The following is a 17,858-nucleotide window of genomic DNA, read 5'->3' on the forward strand; positions in this document are numbered from 1 at the left end:
CGCGACGGTCCCCGTTCGTCACCATTTGTGCCAAATCGTGGTTTTCGCGGCGCTATAACCGCGATTTGGCACAAATCTTCGCCCTCACACGCGACAGCAGCGCCCAGCCGCCGCCTCAGTGCCCTCGCAGCAGCAGCCGGTCCGCGCCCGGCGTCGTCGCCACGGCGGTGTTGCGCAGCGACTCCGTGTAGGCGTCCAGGTAGCCGTAGTGCGCGAGGTGCTCGGCGTACTTCTTCTCGAACAGCACCGTGTCGGTGATGCCCGACCACGCCGACGACAGCGGGTCGTCGTTCCACGGCGAGTGCAGCACCGGCGCGTGACCGGTGACCGGCAGCAGGTCGGCCTCCTCGTCACCGTCGACGCTGATGACCGTCGCGCCGAACGACGGCGAGCGCGGGTCGCGGCGGGTGATGCGCCCGAAGCGCGCCTCGCCGTCGGCCTCGGCCTCGCCGGCGTAGCTGTGCCGCGTGTGCAGCGCGGCCGCGTTCGGGATGCGGCTCTCGATGCCCGCGGACCCGAGCATCACGAACGCGTACACGCCGAGGTCCGACGCGTCGGCGAGGGCGTTGGCGCTGGTCGTCGTCCCGTACGAGTGCGCCACCACGTTGAGCGAGCGCGGCGGACTCGTGACGCGCACTGCGTTGATCCCGCGCAGGTCGTCGGTGAGGAGGGGAGCGCCGCGGGCGGCGTAGTCGCCGAGGGCCGCATCCAGCCCGGGCGGGGGAGTGACGTACCCGATCCACGACACGACCGCCCGCCGTTTGGATGCGCCCACCTCGCCCTGCTCGTCGTACAGGTTCTGGGCCGACTGCGTCCACAGCTGCATGTCGTCGGTGTACGTGCCCATCCCGGGCACCACGAACGTGATCTCGGACGCCTTGTCCAGGTCGCCCAGCGCGATGGCGGCGAGCGGCGGCCGGTCGAGGCTCAGGGTGATGAGGTGCCGCGCGGGCGTGCGCTTCCCCTTGAGGGTCTTCTGGATGGCCGTCAACGCCCCGAGCACCCGTTTCGTCAGCTCGTCGTCGGGATGCGCGCTGACCTGCCGCTCCGCCTTCGCGATCGCCTGCCGCAGTGCCCGGCGGTTGGCGCGGTCCCGGTCACGGTAGTCGACGCCGTCGAGGTTGCCGATGATCTCGGGGATCGTCTCCACCGCATCCTCACGATCGGCCGCATCCATCGACGCCCAGTCGTCGTGAACGGCGTCGGGGTCGGTGTTGGCGAGCCGGATGAGCAGTTCGGGATGCTTCTGGAGGTACGCCTCCTGCTGCTCGTCGTTCATCGCCTTCAGCACGTCGAACGTGGTGATGGGCGCCGCCCCGGCGGCGGGAGCGACGAGCAGGCCGATCAGTGCGACGGCGACCAGGCCTCCCGCGACGAGCACCCGGCGCATCATGGCGCGAGCGTAGTGCTGCCGCGCTCCGCGTGTCCATGACCCGGCGGGCGTGACGCGCGCCCACCCCCCACACGATTTGTGCCAAATCTCGGTTCTGGCGCCGCCATAACCACGATTTGGCACAAATCGTCGCCGCGCGAGCGACGCGGCGAGCGACGCCACGAGGGGCGCACCGGACCGCCCCAACGACGAAGGGCCGCCCGCTTTCGCGGACGGCCCCTGTCGAAGCGCGCGCCCTACTCGCTGATGTGGGCGAACAGGAACCAGCGGTCCTTGTCGAGCCCGCGGGCGATCTCGATCGCGACGTCCTGGCTGGTCTGGTCGAGCTCCGCGAGCTCGCGCACGGCCGTGTTCACGGCGGCGAGGGCGGCGTCGAGCTGGGCGATGACCTCGGCGATGGTCTCGTTCGAGGGGCGGAAGCCCGCGGTGAGCTCGCCCGTGGTGGTCTTCGCGGCCACGGTGCCGAGGCGTGCGTCGACGGGGAGGCCGAGGGCGACGATGCGCTCCGCGGCGAGGTCCGCCCACTCCTGCGCGTGGTCGACGATCGTGTCGAGCAGCTCGTGCACGCCGATGAAGTTGGCGCCGCGCACGTGCCAGTGCGCCTGCTTGCCGTTGACCACGATCGCGGTCAGGTCGATGACGACAGGGGTGAGGAACTGCGCGACTCCGGCCGCGACGTCGGGGTTCGAGACACTCTGGGTTGCGGCGATGTCCGTCATGGGTGGCGTCCTTTCTTCTGCCTGTCATGAACGCTAGCGAGCCGACGGAATTCCGACAACGAAGCCAAGGCTGCGCTTACTGAGGTCGGGTTAACCCCCGAACGGTTCCGGAGGCGCCCGGGATGGGGTGAGCGCGCCGATCCCGCGAGGCTGAGGTCATGTCCACTGAACCCGCCCCCGTCTCTGCCACGCTGGATGCTGTGACACCCACCCAGCCCCGTCCCGCCCGAGCGAACTACGGCTCGCTGTGGCGGGGCGTCCCGCGCGAGCTCGGCTTCCTGGTGCTGACCATGCCGATCGCGATCATCGGGCTCTCCGTGCTCATGTCGCTGTTCTGGACGGGCGTCGGCACCATCGTCATCTACGTCGGCTTCTTCCTGATCGTCGCCGCCTTCTACACCGCGCGTGGTTTCGGCGTGGTCGAGCTGACCCGCCTGGACTGGGCGGGCCGGCCGTCCATCCCGCGCCCGGTCTGGGAGAAGCCCGGCACGCCCCGCACGTTCGTGCGCTCCGTCTTCGGCCCCTTCGCCAACGGCCACTACTGGCTTTACCTGCTGCACGGCATCCTGATCAACCCGATCGTGAGCATCGTCTCCTGGTCGCTGACGATCGTGTGGGTGTCGGTCGCTCTCGGCGGGCTGACCGGGTGGATCTGGGAGCCGTTCATCCCGCAGGGCGACCGCTCCTTCTTCCTGTCGCAGACCGTCGTGGATGCGGTGTTCCGCACGCACTCGACGTTCGACCCGACGGTGGGCGACCGCATCCTCTACGTGATCGCCGGCATCGTGTTCGCCGTGACCCTGCCGTTCGTGACCCGCGGGCTGACCCTGGCGCACGAGGCCGTGGCGCGCGGACTGCTGGGCCGGTGGCCGTCGGAGGCGCTGCAGCGCGAGGTCGCCGACCTGTCCGCCTCCCGGGGCGCCGCCGTCGCCGCCGAGGACCAGGCCCTGCGCCGCCTCGAGCGCGACCTGCACGACGGCCCGCAGCAGCGCCTGATCCGGCTGCAGATGGACATCGCCGCCGCCGAGCGCAAGCTGGCCGACGACCCGGAGGCCGCCGCCACGCTGCTCGCGGAGGCGCGGCAGCAGGCGGGCGACACCCTCGAGGAGCTCCGGGCCCTGTCGCGCGGGTTCGCCCCGCCCATCCTGCAGGACAGGGGCCTCGTGGCCGCCGCCGAGTCTCTGGCCGCGCGCAGCCCGATCCCGATGACCGTCGAGTCGTCGCTGCAGCCGGAGGAGCGGTTCAGTCCCGAGATCGAGCGGAACGCCTACTACGTGCTGGCGGAGCTCGCAGCGAACCTGGCCAAGCACTCGGGCGCGCAGGCGGCCCGGCTGTTCCTGGATCGGTCGGTGGATGCGTCGGGCGCCGCCTGGCTGAGCGTCTGGCTGACCGACAACGGCCGAGGCGGCGCGTCGCCGGTCGAGGGCCACGGGCTCCGCGGACTGGAGGAGCGGGTACGGGGCCTGCGTGGCGAGCTGGTCGTCGACAGCCCGGCCGGCGGCCCCACCCGCATCGGGGCGCGCATCCCGCTCGCCTGACTCCGGCCGCGCTCTAGGCTGGGGGCGTGCCGAGCGAATCCGTCCCCCTCCGTGTGGTCGTCGCGGACGACTCCGTCCTCCTTCGCGAGGGTCTGATCCGGCTCTTCGACGAGGCCGGGTTCGACACCGTCGGGGCGTTCGGCGACGCGGACACGCTGCTGGAGGCGGTGCCCGATCTGATGCCGGATGTGGCGGTGCTGGATGTGCGGATGCCCCCGACGTTCCGCGACGAGGGCGTGCGGGCGGCCCTGCGCATCCGGCGCGAGCATCCCTCGATCGCGGTCCTGCTGCTGTCCCAGTACGTCGAGGGCACCTACGCGCAGGAGCTGCTGGCCGGCGGCGAGGGCGGCACCGGCTACCTGCTGAAGGACCGGATCGCGTCGCTCGACGAGCTGCGGGATGCGGTCTCCCGGGTGGCGGCGGGCGGCACGGTGCTCGACCCGCAGGTGGTCCGCGAGCTGCTGACCCGGCGCACGGACCCGCTCGCCACCCTGACGCCGCGCGAGCGGGAGGTGCTGGAGCTGATGGCCGAGGGCCGCACCAATGCCGCGATCGCCGCCCGCATGGTGGTCAGCGTCGGCGCGGTGGAGAAGAACGTCACGTCGATCTTCCAGAAGCTGGGCCTGGAGGACTCCGGCGACGACCACCGCCGGGTGCTCGCGGTACTGGCCTTCCTGCAGCACTGAGTGTTGGATGGCCGCATGGCCGGATTCGATGACATCACCAAAAAGGCGCAGGAGTTCCTGAACGACCCGAAGGTCAAGGACGCGCTCAGCTCCGAGCAGGCGGAAGGCGTCAGCGACAAGCTTCTCGACGGCGTCGCCGGCGCCGCCAAGAAGGTCATGGGCGGCAAGTACGACGACAAGATCGAGGGCGCCCGCGACCAGGCCGACAAGCACGTCGGCAACGAATAGCGGTCAGCCGCCTGGCCGCAGCGGCCGGTAGGACGCGAACGCCTTCCGGTACGTGCGCATGCCCCACAGCAGCGAGAGCACGACCACGGCGACTCCGACCACGCTGCCGAGAACAGCCGCGACGACCGGATGCGCGCCGAGCGCCCACGTCGCCCCTCCGACGAGGAGACCGACGACGATCGCCTCCACGATGGTGATGATCATCATGGAGCTTCCGAGCACCGGACTGGGCCCCCGCGGGTAGAAGAAGTGGTAGGTGAGCCGCGCCCCTGCCTCGTCGTCGTGCGCCGACGCCATCAGGAACTGCTCGATCCCGGGGTCGAGCTCGACGTACGCCGCCCGGAGCCGGTTCATGGCGACGACGTACATCAGGTCCTCGCTGGCCGTGTTGAACGCCCGCACCTCCGTGACGAGCCCGAGGAGCGCCAGCGCGAACAGCACCCCCAGCGCGGCCACGCCGAACCACCCGCGGAAGCCGCTCGCCTGCCCGATGAACCCGAGCGTCACCAGGCCCGCCGACACGAGCGTCAGGAAGATCGCGATCCGCGTCAGCACCTCGCTCTGCGTCGTCGACCGCGACGCGAGGAGCCCCCAGTGCTCGGTCGCGAGCAGCTGCGCGCGCAGGCTGCGCTGCGCATCCGTGAGCCCGTCCTCAGGCGGGGGTGTCGCCGTCATGACGGAATTGTGCCGCGCCGGCGCGCCGTTGGCACCAGCGACTGCGGTGCTCCGTCACGATTGCGGCTGCTCGCGCGGGCGCAGACGTTACGAACGGCGGCAGACACGCCCGACGGGCGAAAACGGAGGGGATGACGGGAATCGAACCCGCGTAATCAGTTTGGAAGACTGAGGCTCTACCATTGAGCTACATCCCCGAGCGCCGCAGTTGCGGCACCGGGCCGCCTTCTGCGCGACGGCCGGAGACCATCGTAGTACACGCGGGGGATGCGGGCGTGCAGTAGACTCGACCACGGTCTTTCGCACCGCTTCAAGCCGGGGCGTAGCTCAGCTTGGCTAGAGCGCCCGCTTTGGGAGCGGGAGGTCGCAGGTTCGAATCCTGTCGCCCCGACGAGGACCTCGTTCCTTGCGAGAAGACCACCGTTCGAACATTCAGGAGAACCCAGACATCGTGAAGACCACGGTCGAGAAGCTCAGCCCCACCCGCACCAAGCTCACCATCTCGGTGACGCCGGAGGAGCTGCAGCCGTCCATCAAGCACGCGTACGAGCACATCGCCGAGCAGGTGACCATCCCCGGTTTCCGCAAGGGCAAGGTGCCGCCGCCCATCATCGACCAGCGGGTCGGCAAGGCCGCCGTCCTGGAGCACGCGGTCAACGAGGGCCTCGACGGGTTCTACCGCCGTGCCATCGAGGAGAACGACGTGCGCCCGCTCGGGCGTCCGGAGGCCGACATCACCGAGTGGCCGAACGAGAGCGACTTCTCGGGCGACCTGCTCCTCACCATCGAGGTGGATGTGCGCCCCGAGGTGAAGCTGCCCGACTTCGACGACATCACCATCACGGTGGATGCGGCCGAGGTGGGCGTGGACGACGTGGAGGAGGAGCTCGACCGGCTCCGCAGCCGCTTCGGCACGCTCGTGACCGTCGACCGTCCCGCCAAGACCGGTGACTTCGCGCAGATCGACCTGACCGCCGAGATCGGCGGCGAGGAGGTCGACACCGCGGCCAACATCTCGTACGAGATCGGCTCCGGCGAGCTCATCGACGGCATCGACGAGGCGCTCGACACGCTGACCGCCGGCGAGACCACCACCTTCGAGGCCCCGCTCATGGGCGGCGACCACGAGGGCGAGAACGCGCAGATCACCGTCACGCTGAACGCCGTCAAGGAGCGCGAGCTCCCCGAGGCCGACGACGACTTCGCCCAGATCGCCAGCGAGTTCGACACCATCGGCGAGCTGCGCCAGAGCCTGCGCACGCAGGTCGAGCGCGCCAAGGTGTTCGGCCAGGGCACGGCCGCCCGCGACCAGCTGGTCGACAAGCTCCTCGAGCTGGTCGAGATCCCGGTCCCCGAGCAGCTCGTCGAGGACGAGGTGCACCGTCACCTGGAGCAGGAGAACCGCCTCGAGGACGACGTGCACCGCGCCGAGGTCAAGGAGTCCAGCGAGAAGACCTTCCGCACGCAGATCCTCCTCGACGAGGTCGCGCAGGAGAACGACGTCAAGGTCAGCCAGGACGAGCTCACCCAGTACCTCGTCCAGGGCGCCGCTCAGTACGGCATGGACCCGAACGAGTTCGTGAAGATCCTCAGCGAGAACGGCCAGATCCCGTCGATGGTCGGCGAGGTCGCCCGCAACAAGGCGCTCGCGATCATCCTCGGAAAGGTGAAGGTCGTCGACAGCAACGGCAAGCCGGTCGACCTGGCCGAGTTCACCGCGATCGCCGACGGCGACGAGTCCGACGACGCCGCAGCCTCCGACGAGGCCCCCGCGGCCGACGAGGCGCCCGCCGAGGAGCCCGCCGCCGAGGAGGCTCCCGCGGAGAAGCCGAAGAAGCGCTCCACCAAGAAGAAGGCCGACGACAAGTAAGCCTCCCTCGCTCCCGAAGCCGGGCCCGCGCTCTCCGCGCGGCCCGGCTTCGCTGCATCCAGGGGTCGCAACACGCCGTTGAGGGCCGGCGATAACGGCGTGTCGCGACCCATGGATGCGCGGCTCGCGATCTGCCACGATGGGCACGGGCTCAGGCGCGGGCACGGGCACGGGCACGGGCACGAGCACGGGCACGGGCGCGGGCACGGCCACAAGACGGAGGAGACGCGGATGGACGACTGGCGGCGGCGGGTGGATGCGGTGTGGGCGGCGGCCGACGACGCGGGGGAGGATGCGACGCTCGCGGCGATCGACGCCCTGGTCGCCGAGCGTCCCGCCAGCGACCCGGAGGCGCTGTTCGAGTCCGCGAGCGCCCGCGACTTCGCCGGCCTCCAGGCGGACGCCGAGCCGTTCTACCGCGCGGCGCTCGCCCACGGCCTCGCCGAGCCGTACCGCGGGCAGGCGATCGTGCAGCTCGCCAGCACGCTCCGCAACCTCGACCGGTCGCCGGAGGCGCTGGCCCTGCTGCGCGACTTCCTCGCGGCCGAGCCGGACCATCCCCTCGCCGACGCCGCCCGGGCGTTCGCGGCGCTGGCGCTGTTCGACGACGGGATGGCGGCCGACGCCCTCCGCGAGGCGCTGGAGGCGCTCGTTCCGCACCTGCCGCGCTACGGCCGCGCCGTGACCGCCTACGCCGCCGCGCTCGACGACGACTAGGCGCGCGGCCCACCCGCCGCGACACCGCTCTCTGCCGAGGGCGAACAGCACGGAAACCGGCTCGGCGCTCCGATAGATTCAATGCCAAGCGACAAAGGAAATGGAGCGAACATGGCCGACATGGGTATCCAGCCCAACGTTTTCGACAGACTGCTGAAGGACCGCATCATCTGGCTCGGCTCCGAGGTCCGGGACGAGAACGCGAACGAGATCGCCGCGAAGCTGCTCCTCCTGGCCGCGGAGGACCCGAAGCGGGACATCTACCTCTACATCAACTCCCCGGGCGGTTCGATCACCGCCGGTATGGCCATCTACGACACGATGCAGTTCGTCCCGAACGACATCGTCACCGTCGGCATCGGCATGGCCGCCTCGATGGGCCAGCTGCTGCTCACCGCGGGCACCAAGGGCAAGCGGTACATCACCCCGAACGCACGCGTGCTGCTCCACCAGCCGCACGGCGGCTTCGGCGGCACCGCGAGCGACATCCAGACGCAGGCTCAGCTGATCATCGACATGAAGAACCGCCTCGCCGAGATCACCGCGGCCGCGACCGGCAAGACCGTCGAGCAGATCAACGAGGACGGCGACCGCGACCGCTGGTTCACCGCGCAGCAGGCACTGGAGTACGGCTTCGTCGACCACATCCGCGAGTCGGCGCTCGACGTCGCCGGCGGCGGCGGCACCGAGCCGGAGAAGAACTGAACGACCGCGGAAGGACAAGGACAACGTCAATGAACATCCCCATGCTCGGCGGAGCCGCCCAGGGCGGCGTGCAGGCCCCCGGCGCCCGCTACATCCTCCCCAGCTTCGAGGAGCGCACGGCCTACGGCTACAAGCGCCAGGACCCGTACGCGAAGCTCTTCGAGGACCGCATCATCTTCCTCGGCGTGCAGGTCGACGACGCCTCGGCGGACGACATCATGGCCCAGCTGCTCGTGCTCGAGAGCCAGGACCCGGACCGCGACATCGTCATGTACATCAACTCGCCCGGTGGCTCGTTCACCGCGATGACGGCGATCTACGACACGATGCAGTACATCCGCCCGCAGATCCAGACGGTCGTGCTCGGCCAGGCCGCCTCGGCCGCCGCCGTGCTCACCGCGGCCGGCACCCCGGGCAAGCGCCTGGCGCTGCCGAACGCGCGCATCCTGATCCACCAGCCCGCCGTGGGCGAGGCCGGTCAGGGGCAGGCGTCCGACATCGAGATCCAGGCGAACGAGATCATGCGCATGCGCACTTGGCTGGAGGAGACGCTCGCGAAGCACTCCAAGCGCTCGGTGGAGCAGGTCAACAAGGACATCGACCGCGACAAGATCCTGTCCGCGGAGGAGGCCCTCGAGTACGGCCTGATCGACCAGGTGCTCACCAGCCGCAAGACGCTGCCGGCGCTGGTCAAGTAGTAGCCTTCGCTGCATGAGCGAACGGGGCGATCGATTCGACGATCGCCCCGTTCGCCGTATCCGGACATACGCAGACGCCGCATACGATCCGGATGCGTGGCCCGCCGACATCCCCGCGGTGCGCCAGCTCCTCCACGAGGGGCTCGAGCTCCCCGCGGGCGTCACGATGCTGGTCGGTGAGAACGGCGCGGGCAAGTCGACCATCGTGGAGGCGGTCGCCGTCGCGTACGGTCTCCCGCCCGAGGGCGGCAGCAACCAGGGGCGCCACGTCACGCGCCCCACCGAGTCGCCCCTCTCCGAGTGGATCTTCCTGGAGCGCGCCCCCTGGGCCGCCAAATGGGGGTTCTTCCTCCGCGCCGAGACGATGCACGGCTACTACAGCTACTTCGAGGACGTGGCGACGGCGTCGGACCCGCGCTTCCACGAGATGAGCCACGGGGAGTCGTTCAACACGCTCCTCGCCACGCGCCTGAATCACCCGCAGTTCGTCGCCGGGCTGGTGTGCCTGGACGAGCCGGAGGCGGCGCTGTCGTTCCAGTCGACGCTGGCGTGGCTGGCGAACCTGGATGTGATGGCCAAGCGCGGCACGCAGGTGCTGTGCGCGACGCACTCGCCGATCCTCGCGGCGCTGCCCGGCGCCCACCTGCTGGAGCTGGGGGAGTGGGGGATCCGCGAGACCGCCTATGAAGACCTGGAGATCGTCCAGCACTACCGCTCGTTCCTCGACGCGCCGGGCCGCTACCTCCGCCACCTGCTGTGAGCCGCACGGTGGCGCCGCGGACCCATCTGCTGTGGGCAGAACCGCCGCGAGACGCAAAACGTCCGACATGCGCGCCAATGTCGGTTCCACGGGTTAGGCTCGACAGAAGACACCCGAAGAAGGAGGGGGAGGGATGGCACGCATCGGGGAAAGCGCCGATCTGCTCAAGTGTTCCTTCTGTGGAAAGAGCCAGAAGCAGGTCCAGCAGCTGATCGCCGGTCCCGGCGTGTACATCTGCGACGAGTGCGTCGAGCTCTGCAACGAGATCATCGAGGAGCGGCTCGCCGAGGCGGGCGAGGAGACGTCGAGCGAGTTCGACCTCCCCAAGCCGAAGGAGATCTTCGGCTTCCTCGAGGAGTACGTCATCGGCCAGGAGCAGGCGAAGCGCGCTCTGGCCGTCGCGGTCTACAACCACTACAAGCGCGTCCGCGCCAAGGCGACCATCACCTCCGCCGACTCGATCGACGACGTCGAGATCGCGAAGTCGAACATCCTGCTGATCGGCCCCACCGGCTGCGGCAAGACGTACCTCGCGCAGACGCTGGCCCGCCGGCTCAACGTGCCGTTCGCGGTCGCCGACGCCACCGCGCTGACGGAGGCCGGCTACGTCGGTGAAGACGTCGAGAACATCCTGCTGAAGCTCATCCAGGCCGCCGACTACGACGTCAAGCGGGCCGAGACGGGCATCATCTACATCGACGAGGTCGACAAGATCGCCCGCAAGGCCGAGAACCCGTCGATCACGCGCGACGTCTCCGGCGAGGGCGTGCAGCAGGCGCTGCTGAAGATCCTCGAGGGCACGGTCGCCTCCGTCCCGCCGCAGGGCGGTCGCAAGCACCCGCACCAGGAGTTCATCCAGATCGACACGACGAACGTGCTGTTCATCGTGGCCGGCGCCTTCGCCGGGCTGGAGGAGATCATCTCCTCGCGTGCGGGCAAGAAGGGCATCGGCTTCGGCGCCCCGCTGCACTCCAAGGGCGACGACATCAACCTCTTCAGCGAGGTGCTGCCGGAAGACCTGCACAAGTTCGGGCTCATCCCCGAGTTCATCGGGCGCCTCCCGGTCGTGACCACGGTGACGCCGCTCGACCAGGATGCGCTGATGCAGATCCTCACCGAGCCGAAGAACGCGCTGGTGCGGCAGTATCAGCGCATGTTCGAGCTCGACGGCGTGCAGCTGGAGTTCGACCACGCGGCGCTGGAGACCATCGCCGATCTCGCGGTGCTCCGCAAGACGGGCGCCCGCGGTCTGCGTGCGATCATGGAGGAGGTGCTCGGCCCGATCATGTTCGAGGTGCCGTCCAGCTCCGAGGTGGCTCGTGTGGTCGTGACGAAGGAGGCGGTGCTCGAGAACGCGGCGCCGACTATCGTCCCGCACCGCCCGCGGCGCGAGGAGAAGTCGGCGTAAGCACCGGCTGCTTGATCAGCATCTCGGGAGCCTTCGACACCATCAGCCAGGCCGGCAGGATGGCCAGGCACAGGATGGGCAGGATCAGCAGGTTCTGCGTGACGGCGACGCCGATGAAGATGGCGATCCAGCCGTCCCGCGCGACGGCCAGCGTCAGCCCCATCACGCCGGCGGCGACCGCGATCTGAATCGGGATTCCCGGCACCAGCGCGTTCGCGAGCGTGCCGATCGCCGCCCCGATGAAGACGGCGGGGAAGATCCGGCCGCCGCGGAACCCGGCGCCGGCTGCGACCAGCAGGGCCGCGAGCTTGACCAGGACGATGAGCGTCAGCTGTCCCGCCGAATAGTCGGCGCGGGAGGTCACCAGCTGTCCCATCTGCGTCAGGCCCTTGAACAGGGTGATCGGGCCGCCGAGGGCGCCCAGGCCGCCGAGCACGGCGCCGCCCAGCAGGGTCATCAGCAGCGGGTGCCGCAGCGCATGGAAGGCGCGGTGGACGAGCGGGAACACGATCACGCCGACGAGCCCCACCGCGGTGGCGATGACGCCGAGGACGATGGCGGCGAGCACATCCCAGCCGGTGACGGTCGTGTAGGCGGGCATCGGGATGCCGAAGTGCGGATGCGCGAGCAACGTCATCGTCAGCGATCCCGCGGCGGCGGCGACCAGCGGCAGGAACAGCTTGTCCCACAGCGCGCCGCCTCCCTTGATGGCCGCGACCATCCCGGTGAAGACCAGGGCGGCGGCGACGGGAGTGCCGAACAGGGCGCCGATGGTGCCCGAGGCCGCCATCATCAGCACCAGCTGCAGGGGGACGGCCTTCCACAGGCGGCCCACCAGCGCCACCATCAGGCTGATGTTGATGGCGATGATCGGGTTCTCCGGCCCCAGGCTGACGCCACCGGCGAGGCCCAGGACGGTGGCCAGTGCCAGCGACGGAACCACCGCCGGGCGCAGCGGCGGGGCGACGAGCTCCGTCGTCGCCGAGTCCGGGCCCGCGTGACCGGGGACCAGCCAGACGGTCAGCCCCACGGCGGCGCCGGTCACGGTCAGGACCGCGAAGATCCACCACCCCGAGGACGGGTCGATGCCGAGCGCTTTCGGCAGGTTCGTCCACACACCGTCCTCGACCAGGCCGGCCAGCGCCTCGATGGCCCACAGGGCCAGGGCGCTGACGACGCCCACCACGACGGCCGGGATGCTGAGGAGGACGAGCTGGCGCACCGACGGCGCGGCGAGCTCCGGCTGCGTGGCGGTCATGGCCACCCCCTCTCGACTGGGCTCAGCGTAGAGGGTGGCCGGTGAGGCGGGCTAGGCTCAGTTGTCCAGCCCGCGACGCTTCAGCAGCGGCTCGATCTCGGCGTCCCGGCCGCGGAAGTCGCGGTACGCCTCCAGGGGGTCCTTCGACCCGCCGACGCCCAGCAGACGGTTGCGGAAGCGGTCGCCGTTCTCGCGCAGCAGGCCGCCGTTCTCGCGGAACCACTCGACCGTGTCGGCGTCCAGCACTTCGCTCCAGATGTAGGAGTAGTACCCGGCGTCGTACCCGCCCGAGAACGTGTGGGCGAAGTAGGTGCTCGCGTAGCGGGGAGGGACGGCCGGGTTGTCGAGCCCGACGGCGGCCAGGGCGTCCGCCTCGAAAGCGGCGACGTCGGTCACCTCGTCGTCGGCGGTGATCCGGTGCCACGCCTGGTCGAGCAGCGCGGCCGCGAGGTACTCGCTGGTCGCGAAGCCCTCGTTGAAGCCCTCGGCGGCGTGCAGCCGGTCGACGAGGTCCTGCGGCATCCGCTCGCCGGTGACGTAGTGCACCGCGTAGTTCTCGAGCACCTCGGGCCACAGCATCCACATCTCGTTCACCTGGCTCGGGAACTCGACGAAGTCGCGGAACACGTTGGTGCCGGCGAACTTCGGGTAGGTGACGCGCGCGAACAGGCCGTGCAGCGCGTGGCCGAACTCGTGGAAGAGGGTGTTCGTCTCGTCGTAGGTGAGCAGGGTCGGCTCGCCGGCGGCGGGCTTCGGCACGTTGAGGTTGTTGACGACGGCCGTGGGCGTGTCGAGCAGGTCGGACTGCGCGGTCAGCGGGTTCATCCAGGCACCGCCGCGCTTGGAGTCGCGTGTGTACAGGTCGAGGATGTACAACCCGAGGCCGCTGCCGTCCTCGTTGCGCACCTCGAAGACGCGCGCCTCCGGGTGGTACGCCACCAGGTCCGGACGCTCGGTGAAGGTGATGCCGTAGAGACGGGTGGCGGCGTAGAAGACGCCGTCGCGCAGCACGCGCTCGGCCTCGAAGTAGGGCCGCATCGCCGCGAAGTCGACGTCGAACTTCTCGGCGCGCACCTTGCCGGTGAGGTGCGCCCAGTCCCACGCCTCGACGTTTTCGCCGTCGGGCAGCTGGCGCTGCAGGTCCGCCTGCTCCGTCCGCGCGTTGCGGGCCGCCGCGGGCGCGAGGCGCCCCAGCATGTCGGCGACGGCCTCCGGGGTGCGGGCGGTCTCGTCCGCGGTGACGTAGGCGGCGTGCGTGTCGAAGCCGAGCAGGCGGGCACGCTCGGCGCGCAGCCGGGTGATCTCGAGCACGAGGTCGCGGTTGTCGTTGTCGCCGCCGCGGATGCCGCGCGAGCGCGAGGCCGCCATGATCCGCTCCCGGGATGCGCGGTTCGTGAGGTCGGCAAGCCACGGGTGTCCTGTCGGCAGCACGAGGGTCACCACGTACTTGCCCTCGAGCCCGCGCTCCGCCGCTGCCTGCGCGGCGGCGGAGAGCTCGCCCTCACCGAGGCCGGCCAGCTCTTCGGCGGTGTCGAACACCACGGCGAGGTCGTTCGTGTCGGCGAGGAGGTTCTTCTCGAACCGCGTCGTGAGGGTGGAGAGCTGCTGGTTGTACCCTCGGAGCCGCTCTTTCCCGGCCTCGTCGAGCCCGGCGCCGGCCAGGGTGAACTCGGCGTAGTAGCGCTCGACCAGGTAGCGCGACTCCGCATCCAGGCCCAGCTCGTCGAGCCGCGCGTGCAGGTCGGCGATGCGCTCGTACAGGCGCGGGTTCAGCCGGATGGCGTCGCTGTGCGCGGCGAGCTGCGGCGCGATCTCCTCTTCGAGGGCGTTGGTGAAGTCGGTGCTGTCCGACGAGCTCTTGTTGAAGAACACCTCCGCGACGCGCTGCAGCACCTGACCCGACCGCTCCAGCGGCAGCATCGTGTTCTCGAACGTGGGGGAGGCGTCGGTCGCGACGATCGCATCCACTTCGGCCAGCTGCTCCGCGAAGCCGCGCTCGAACGCGGGACGGTAATGCTCGTCGCGGATCTCAGCGAAGGGCGGGAGCCCGTACGGCAGGGTGCTGGGTGAGAAGAAGGGGTTCGACGTGTCGGCCATGGTCCCAGCCTAGACAGGCGCTGAGGGATGCCGCAAAGGTTTCGTTGCAAACGAATGAATGCAAAGAGAAGCTTGCAAAGAAACCTTTGCGGTTCTACGCTGGGTGATATGACGAACGAGGAACAGCCGGCACAGCCCGGCGAGCCCGCGGAAGCTGCGGAGGCCGCGGCCCCTGCGGCCCCCGCGGTCGGCGGCGCAGCAGGCGGCCGGTGGCCCCACGAGGACGCGCTGGGCATGGCCGCACTCCGCGCCCTCGCGCATCCCCTGCGGGTGGAGCTCATGAACGAGCTCTCCGACTTCGGCCCCGCGACCGCGAGCATGCTGGCGGAGCGCCTGGGGGAGTCGAGCGGCGCGACCAGCTACCACCTCCGTCAGCTCGCCAAGCACGACATCATCGTCGAGGACACCGAGCGCGGCTCCGGGCGCGAGCGCTGGTGGCGCATGGCGCCGGGCGGCGTCACCATCGGCTCCCAGGAGACGCTGGACACCCCGGCCGGCCGGGAGGCCAACGAGCTGATCTCGCTCGGCTGGCAGCAGAACAACGAGCGCCGTCTCTCCACCTTCCTGCGGCGCGGCCTCGACACGTTCGGGTTCGAGTGGATGGAGTCGAGCACGCTCTCGACGTCGCACCTCGAGCTCACGCGCGAACAGCTCGCCGAGCTCGGCCGCGAGTACTACGAGCTGCAGGACCGGCTGAAGCAGAAGTGGAAGGCGCAGGAGGCGGAGGCCGAGACGGCCCCCGCCGAGGGCGGAGCGACCCCGGCGGAGCGCAAGCGCGTCCAGGTCCAGTTCAACGCCTTCCCGCTCGTGGAGCAGGAGGAGCGCTGATGAGCGGCACGGCGGCATCTCCGCTGGCGGTTTCTCCTCTGGGGCGCGGGTTCGCCCGCCTGTGGACCGCGGCCATCGCGAGCAACCTCGCCGACGGTCTCGGGCGCACCGCCGTGCCGCTCATCGCCACGACGCTGACCCGCGACCCGGCGCTCATCGCCGGCGTCAGCGCGGTGACGTTCCTGCCGTGGCTGCTCTTCGGCATCCCGGCCGGGATGCTGCTCGACCGGGTCGACCGGCGGGTCGCGATGGCCGTCGCGAACTCGCTCCGCTTCGCCGTCGCCGCCCTGCTCGCCGTGCTGATCACGACGGATGCCCTCACCATCTGGCTGCTCTACGCCTGCGTGCTGGCATTCGGGCTGGGGGAGACCGTCTTCGACAACGCGACGACGACCGTGGTGCCCGCGCTGGTGTCCCGCGATCAGCTGGATCGCGCGAACGGGCGGATGCAGTCGGCCGAGATCACCATCCAGAACTTCATCGCGACACCGGTCGCCGGGTTCCTGTTCGCCGTGGCCATCGTGCTGCCGGTGTGGCTCACCGGGGCGGGGTTCCTCATCGCGGGTCTCCTCGCGCTGACGATCCCGGCCGCCGCCGCCCACGCCGCACCGCGCGCGGGCGTCGCGGGAGAGAACGCCGTCAAGCGCCCGCCGCTGTCGGCCGTCATCCGCTTCCTCTGGGAGTACCGCTTCCTGCGCTGGATGATCGTGCTCACCTCGATCACCGCATCCGCGCTCGCCTTCGCGCAGGGCAGCGTCGTGCTGCTCCTGCTGCAGACCTTCAGCGTGCCGGCCGCCCTGATCGGCGTGGTCACCGCGGCCATCGGCGTCGGCGCCCTGGTCGGAGCGCTCGTCTCCAGCCGCTTCGTCGTCCGCTTCGGCCGGGGCCAGGTGATGTTCTGGGCCATCCTCGTCAGCGGGGTCGGCATCCTGGGCGTCGGCCTCACCGCGAACGTCGGCGTCGCGATCGCCGCGTACGCGATCGGCGCCTTCGGCGTGGCCGTCTGGAACGTGCCGTGGGGCGCGCTCCGTCAGGCCGTCATCCCCGGCGACATGCTCGGGCGTGCGCTCGGCATCGTGCGCACCATCGGGTGGGGGCTCACCCCGATCGCCACCGTCCTGGGCGGCTTCGTCGCCCGCATCGACCTCCGGCTGCCGTTCGTCATCGGCGGCGGGCTGGTGGTCGTCCTGACGCTCATCGCGTCCCGTCTCATCCTGTCGGCGTCCGCTCAGGCGCCCGCCGCCGAACCCGTTCCGGAAGGACAACCGTCATGACCGCCGTCCTCGTCCCCGTGCACCGTCCGCTCACCCACCGCGTCGCCGTCCGCCTCGGCCGGGCGCTGACCGCCTGGGGAGACCGTCCGCCCGCCCGCGATCTGCGTCACGCCGAGCGTGTCGCCCGCATCGAGGGCACGCGCGACACCGCCGCCCGGATGCTGCCGCAGCTCCCGCGGTGACCCTGTCGCCGCGAGGGTGCTAGGCCTCGTCCTCGTCGTAGTCCGACGCGTCGGCCTCGATCTGCTGCGTGATGGTGGCCGAGTCCTCCTGCGGGTTGTAGCGGATCTCGGTGCCGTCGTCGAGCGAGACGACCGGTTTGCCCTCGAGCCAGGTGAGCGTCCAGCTCCAGCCGGTGGTCTCGACATCGGTGGCGACGAGCTCCTCCTCGACCGTCTGCACCGCGTAGGCGACGACCTCGGGCAGGGAGGAGGGCGCCGCCTCGCCGACGGCCCAGCGCGTGCCGAGCTGCATCAGGCGCGTCCCGCCTCGGTCGTGGCCGTGGCGTTCGCCTTGGCGAGGTCGATCTCGTAGGTCAACCAGGAGGTGCGCTCCGCGACCGAGTCGTAGAGCTGCTGGGCGGTCTGGTTGTCGTGGGCGGTGATCCACTGCACGACCCCGAGCCCGCGCTCCTCGGCGATCGACCGCGCCTTCTGCAGCAGCGCGCTGCCGACGCCCTTGGTGCGCTCGTCCTCGACGACGAACAGGTCGTCGATGAAGAGGCCGCGGTCGCCCTCCAGCGGACGGGCGAACTCGCGCACGTGGGCGAGGCCCACGATGCGGTCGCCGTCGACGGCGACGTAGCCGCTCTCCTCGTGCTCGGGAGCCGTCAGCCACGACCACAGGACGAGCGCCTTCTGGTCGGTCAGCTGGGTGTCGTAGAACTCCGCGTACTTCGCGTACACGTCGAGCCAGGCGAAGAAATCGCCGTCCTTGACCGGTCGAACCTCGATCGACATGGATTCCTCCGTTCGCGTTTCGCGCCCGGCTGCGAGTCCGGTGCG

At 70.2% G+C, this 17,858-nt stretch carries 19 protein-coding genes and 2 tRNA genes; 13 read left to right on the top strand and 8 right to left on the bottom strand.

Annotated elements, in window-relative coordinates:
• Positions 1–115: 115 nt before the first annotated feature.
• Positions 116–1,393 (bottom strand): alpha/beta hydrolase, encoded by a 1,278-nt coding sequence (locus J2W45_RS03270; RefSeq protein ID WP_310128988.1) that lies wholly within the window; start codon positions 1,391–1,393, stop codon positions 116–118.
• A gap of 236 nt (positions 1,394–1,629) precedes the next feature.
• Positions 1,630–2,112 (bottom strand): Dps family protein, encoded by a 483-nt coding sequence (locus J2W45_RS03275; protein ID WP_310128990.1) that lies wholly within the window; start codon positions 2,110–2,112, stop codon positions 1,630–1,632.
• Between the two features lie 158 nt (positions 2,113–2,270).
• On the opposite strand from J2W45_RS03275, the gene J2W45_RS03280 reads away from it, so the two are divergent.
• The 3 genes from J2W45_RS03280 to J2W45_RS03290 are packed head-to-tail and all read left to right on the top strand — an operon-like array spanning position 2,271 to position 4,564.
• Positions 2,271–3,650, top strand: coding sequence for a sensor histidine kinase (locus J2W45_RS03280; protein WP_310128992.1), 1,380 nt, complete (start codon positions 2,271–2,273; stop codon positions 3,648–3,650).
• Positions 3,651–3,676: 26 nt separating this feature from the next.
• A complete protein-coding gene (locus tag J2W45_RS03285) occupies positions 3,677–4,336 on the top strand; it encodes a response regulator transcription factor (protein WP_310128993.1) in 660 nt (219 codons plus the stop codon).
• Positions 4,337–4,351: 15 nt separating this feature from the next.
• On the top strand, positions 4,352–4,564 hold the full coding sequence (locus J2W45_RS03290; protein WP_310128995.1) for an Rv0909 family putative TA system antitoxin: 213 nt from the start codon (positions 4,352–4,354) through the stop codon (positions 4,562–4,564).
• A gap of 3 nt (positions 4,565–4,567) precedes the next feature.
• On the opposite strand, the gene J2W45_RS03295 is transcribed toward J2W45_RS03290, so the two are convergent.
• Both J2W45_RS03295 and J2W45_RS03300 read right to left on the bottom strand, forming a co-directional pair.
• The gene (locus tag J2W45_RS03295) at positions 4,568–5,239 is read right to left on the bottom strand and encodes a hypothetical protein (protein WP_310128997.1); all 672 of its coding nucleotides are present in this window, start codon (positions 5,237–5,239) and stop codon (positions 4,568–4,570) included.
• A 126-nt stretch (positions 5,240–5,365) separates the two neighbouring features.
• Positions 5,366–5,436: transfer RNA gene (locus tag J2W45_RS03300), tRNA-Gly, on the bottom strand.
• 119 nt (positions 5,437–5,555) lie between these two features.
• Here J2W45_RS03300 and J2W45_RS03305 point away from each other — a divergent pair.
• From J2W45_RS03305 to clpX, 7 genes are all read left to right on the top strand, one after another.
• Positions 5,556–5,630 (top strand) — tRNA-Pro (locus J2W45_RS03305).
• Positions 5,631–5,690: 60 nt separating this feature from the next.
• Positions 5,691–7,109 carry a trigger factor gene (tig, locus tag J2W45_RS03310; protein WP_310128998.1) on the top strand — a complete coding sequence of 473 codons (1,419 nt, stop codon included), beginning with the start codon at positions 5,691–5,693 and terminating at the stop codon, positions 7,107–7,109.
• Positions 7,110–7,340: 231 nt separating this feature from the next.
• Positions 7,341–7,826 (top strand): tetratricopeptide repeat protein, encoded by a 486-nt coding sequence (locus J2W45_RS03315; RefSeq protein WP_310129000.1) that lies wholly within the window; start codon positions 7,341–7,343, stop codon positions 7,824–7,826.
• 111 nt (positions 7,827–7,937) lie between these two features.
• The gene (locus tag J2W45_RS03320; protein WP_310129002.1) at positions 7,938–8,531 is read left to right on the top strand and encodes an ATP-dependent Clp protease proteolytic subunit; all 594 of its coding nucleotides are present in this window, start codon (positions 7,938–7,940) and stop codon (positions 8,529–8,531) included.
• Between the two features lie 29 nt (positions 8,532–8,560).
• Entirely contained in the window at positions 8,561–9,229 is a 669-nt protein-coding gene (locus tag J2W45_RS03325) for an ATP-dependent Clp protease proteolytic subunit (RefSeq protein ID WP_310129003.1), read from the top strand.
• 13 nt (positions 9,230–9,242) lie between these two features.
• Positions 9,243–9,989: an AAA family ATPase gene (locus J2W45_RS03330; protein WP_310129004.1), complete on the top strand. Its 747-nt coding sequence runs from the start codon at positions 9,243–9,245 to the stop codon at positions 9,987–9,989.
• A gap of 133 nt (positions 9,990–10,122) precedes the next feature.
• Complete coding sequence (clpX, locus tag J2W45_RS03335; RefSeq protein ID WP_310129006.1) at positions 10,123–11,397, top strand: ATP-dependent Clp protease ATP-binding subunit ClpX; 1,275 nt, start codon at positions 10,123–10,125, stop codon at positions 11,395–11,397.
• Here the strand turns inward: clpX and J2W45_RS03340 are convergent.
• Positions 11,354–12,655, bottom strand: coding sequence for an ion channel protein (locus J2W45_RS03340; RefSeq protein ID WP_310129007.1), 1,302 nt, complete (start codon positions 12,653–12,655; stop codon positions 11,354–11,356). The genes clpX and J2W45_RS03340 overlap by 44 nt on opposite strands.
• 57 nt (positions 12,656–12,712) lie before the next feature.
• The gene (locus J2W45_RS03345; RefSeq protein ID WP_310129009.1) at positions 12,713–14,752 is read right to left on the bottom strand and encodes a M3 family metallopeptidase; all 2,040 of its coding nucleotides are present in this window, start codon (positions 14,750–14,752) and stop codon (positions 12,713–12,715) included.
• Positions 14,753–14,860: 108 nt separating this feature from the next.
• Between J2W45_RS03345 and J2W45_RS03350 the strand changes: the two genes are divergently transcribed.
• From J2W45_RS03350 to J2W45_RS03360, 3 genes are read left to right on the top strand one after another with little or no spacing between them, the layout of a single operon-like run.
• Positions 14,861–15,580, top strand: coding sequence for a helix-turn-helix domain-containing protein (locus J2W45_RS03350; protein ID WP_310129010.1), 720 nt, complete (start codon positions 14,861–14,863; stop codon positions 15,578–15,580).
• Complete coding sequence (locus tag J2W45_RS03355; RefSeq protein WP_310129012.1) at positions 15,580–16,854, top strand: MFS transporter; 1,275 nt, start codon at positions 15,580–15,582, stop codon at positions 16,852–16,854. Before J2W45_RS03350 ends, J2W45_RS03355 begins: the two co-directional genes overlap by 1 nt.
• On the top strand, positions 16,851–17,036 hold the full coding sequence (locus J2W45_RS03360) for a hypothetical protein (protein WP_310129014.1): 186 nt from the start codon (positions 16,851–16,853) through the stop codon (positions 17,034–17,036). The genes J2W45_RS03355 and J2W45_RS03360 overlap by 4 nt, the downstream gene beginning before the upstream one ends.
• A 19-nt stretch (positions 17,037–17,055) precedes the next feature.
• Here J2W45_RS03360 and J2W45_RS03365 read toward each other — a convergent pair whose 3' ends face one another.
• Positions 17,056–17,328, bottom strand: a complete 273-nt coding sequence (locus J2W45_RS03365) for a hypothetical protein (RefSeq protein ID WP_310129015.1) — start codon at positions 17,326–17,328, stop codon at positions 17,056–17,058.
• On the bottom strand, positions 17,328–17,813 hold the full coding sequence (locus J2W45_RS03370; RefSeq protein WP_310129017.1) for a GNAT family N-acetyltransferase: 486 nt from the start codon (positions 17,811–17,813) through the stop codon (positions 17,328–17,330). Before J2W45_RS03370 ends, J2W45_RS03365 begins: the two co-directional genes overlap by 1 nt.
• Positions 17,814–17,858: the final 45 nt, after the last annotated feature.

The sequence above is a fragment of the Leifsonia shinshuensis genome (assembly GCF_031456835.1).
In the GTDB taxonomy this organism is placed as follows: Bacteria; Actinomycetota; Actinomycetes; order Actinomycetales; family Microbacteriaceae; genus Leifsonia; species Leifsonia shinshuensis_C.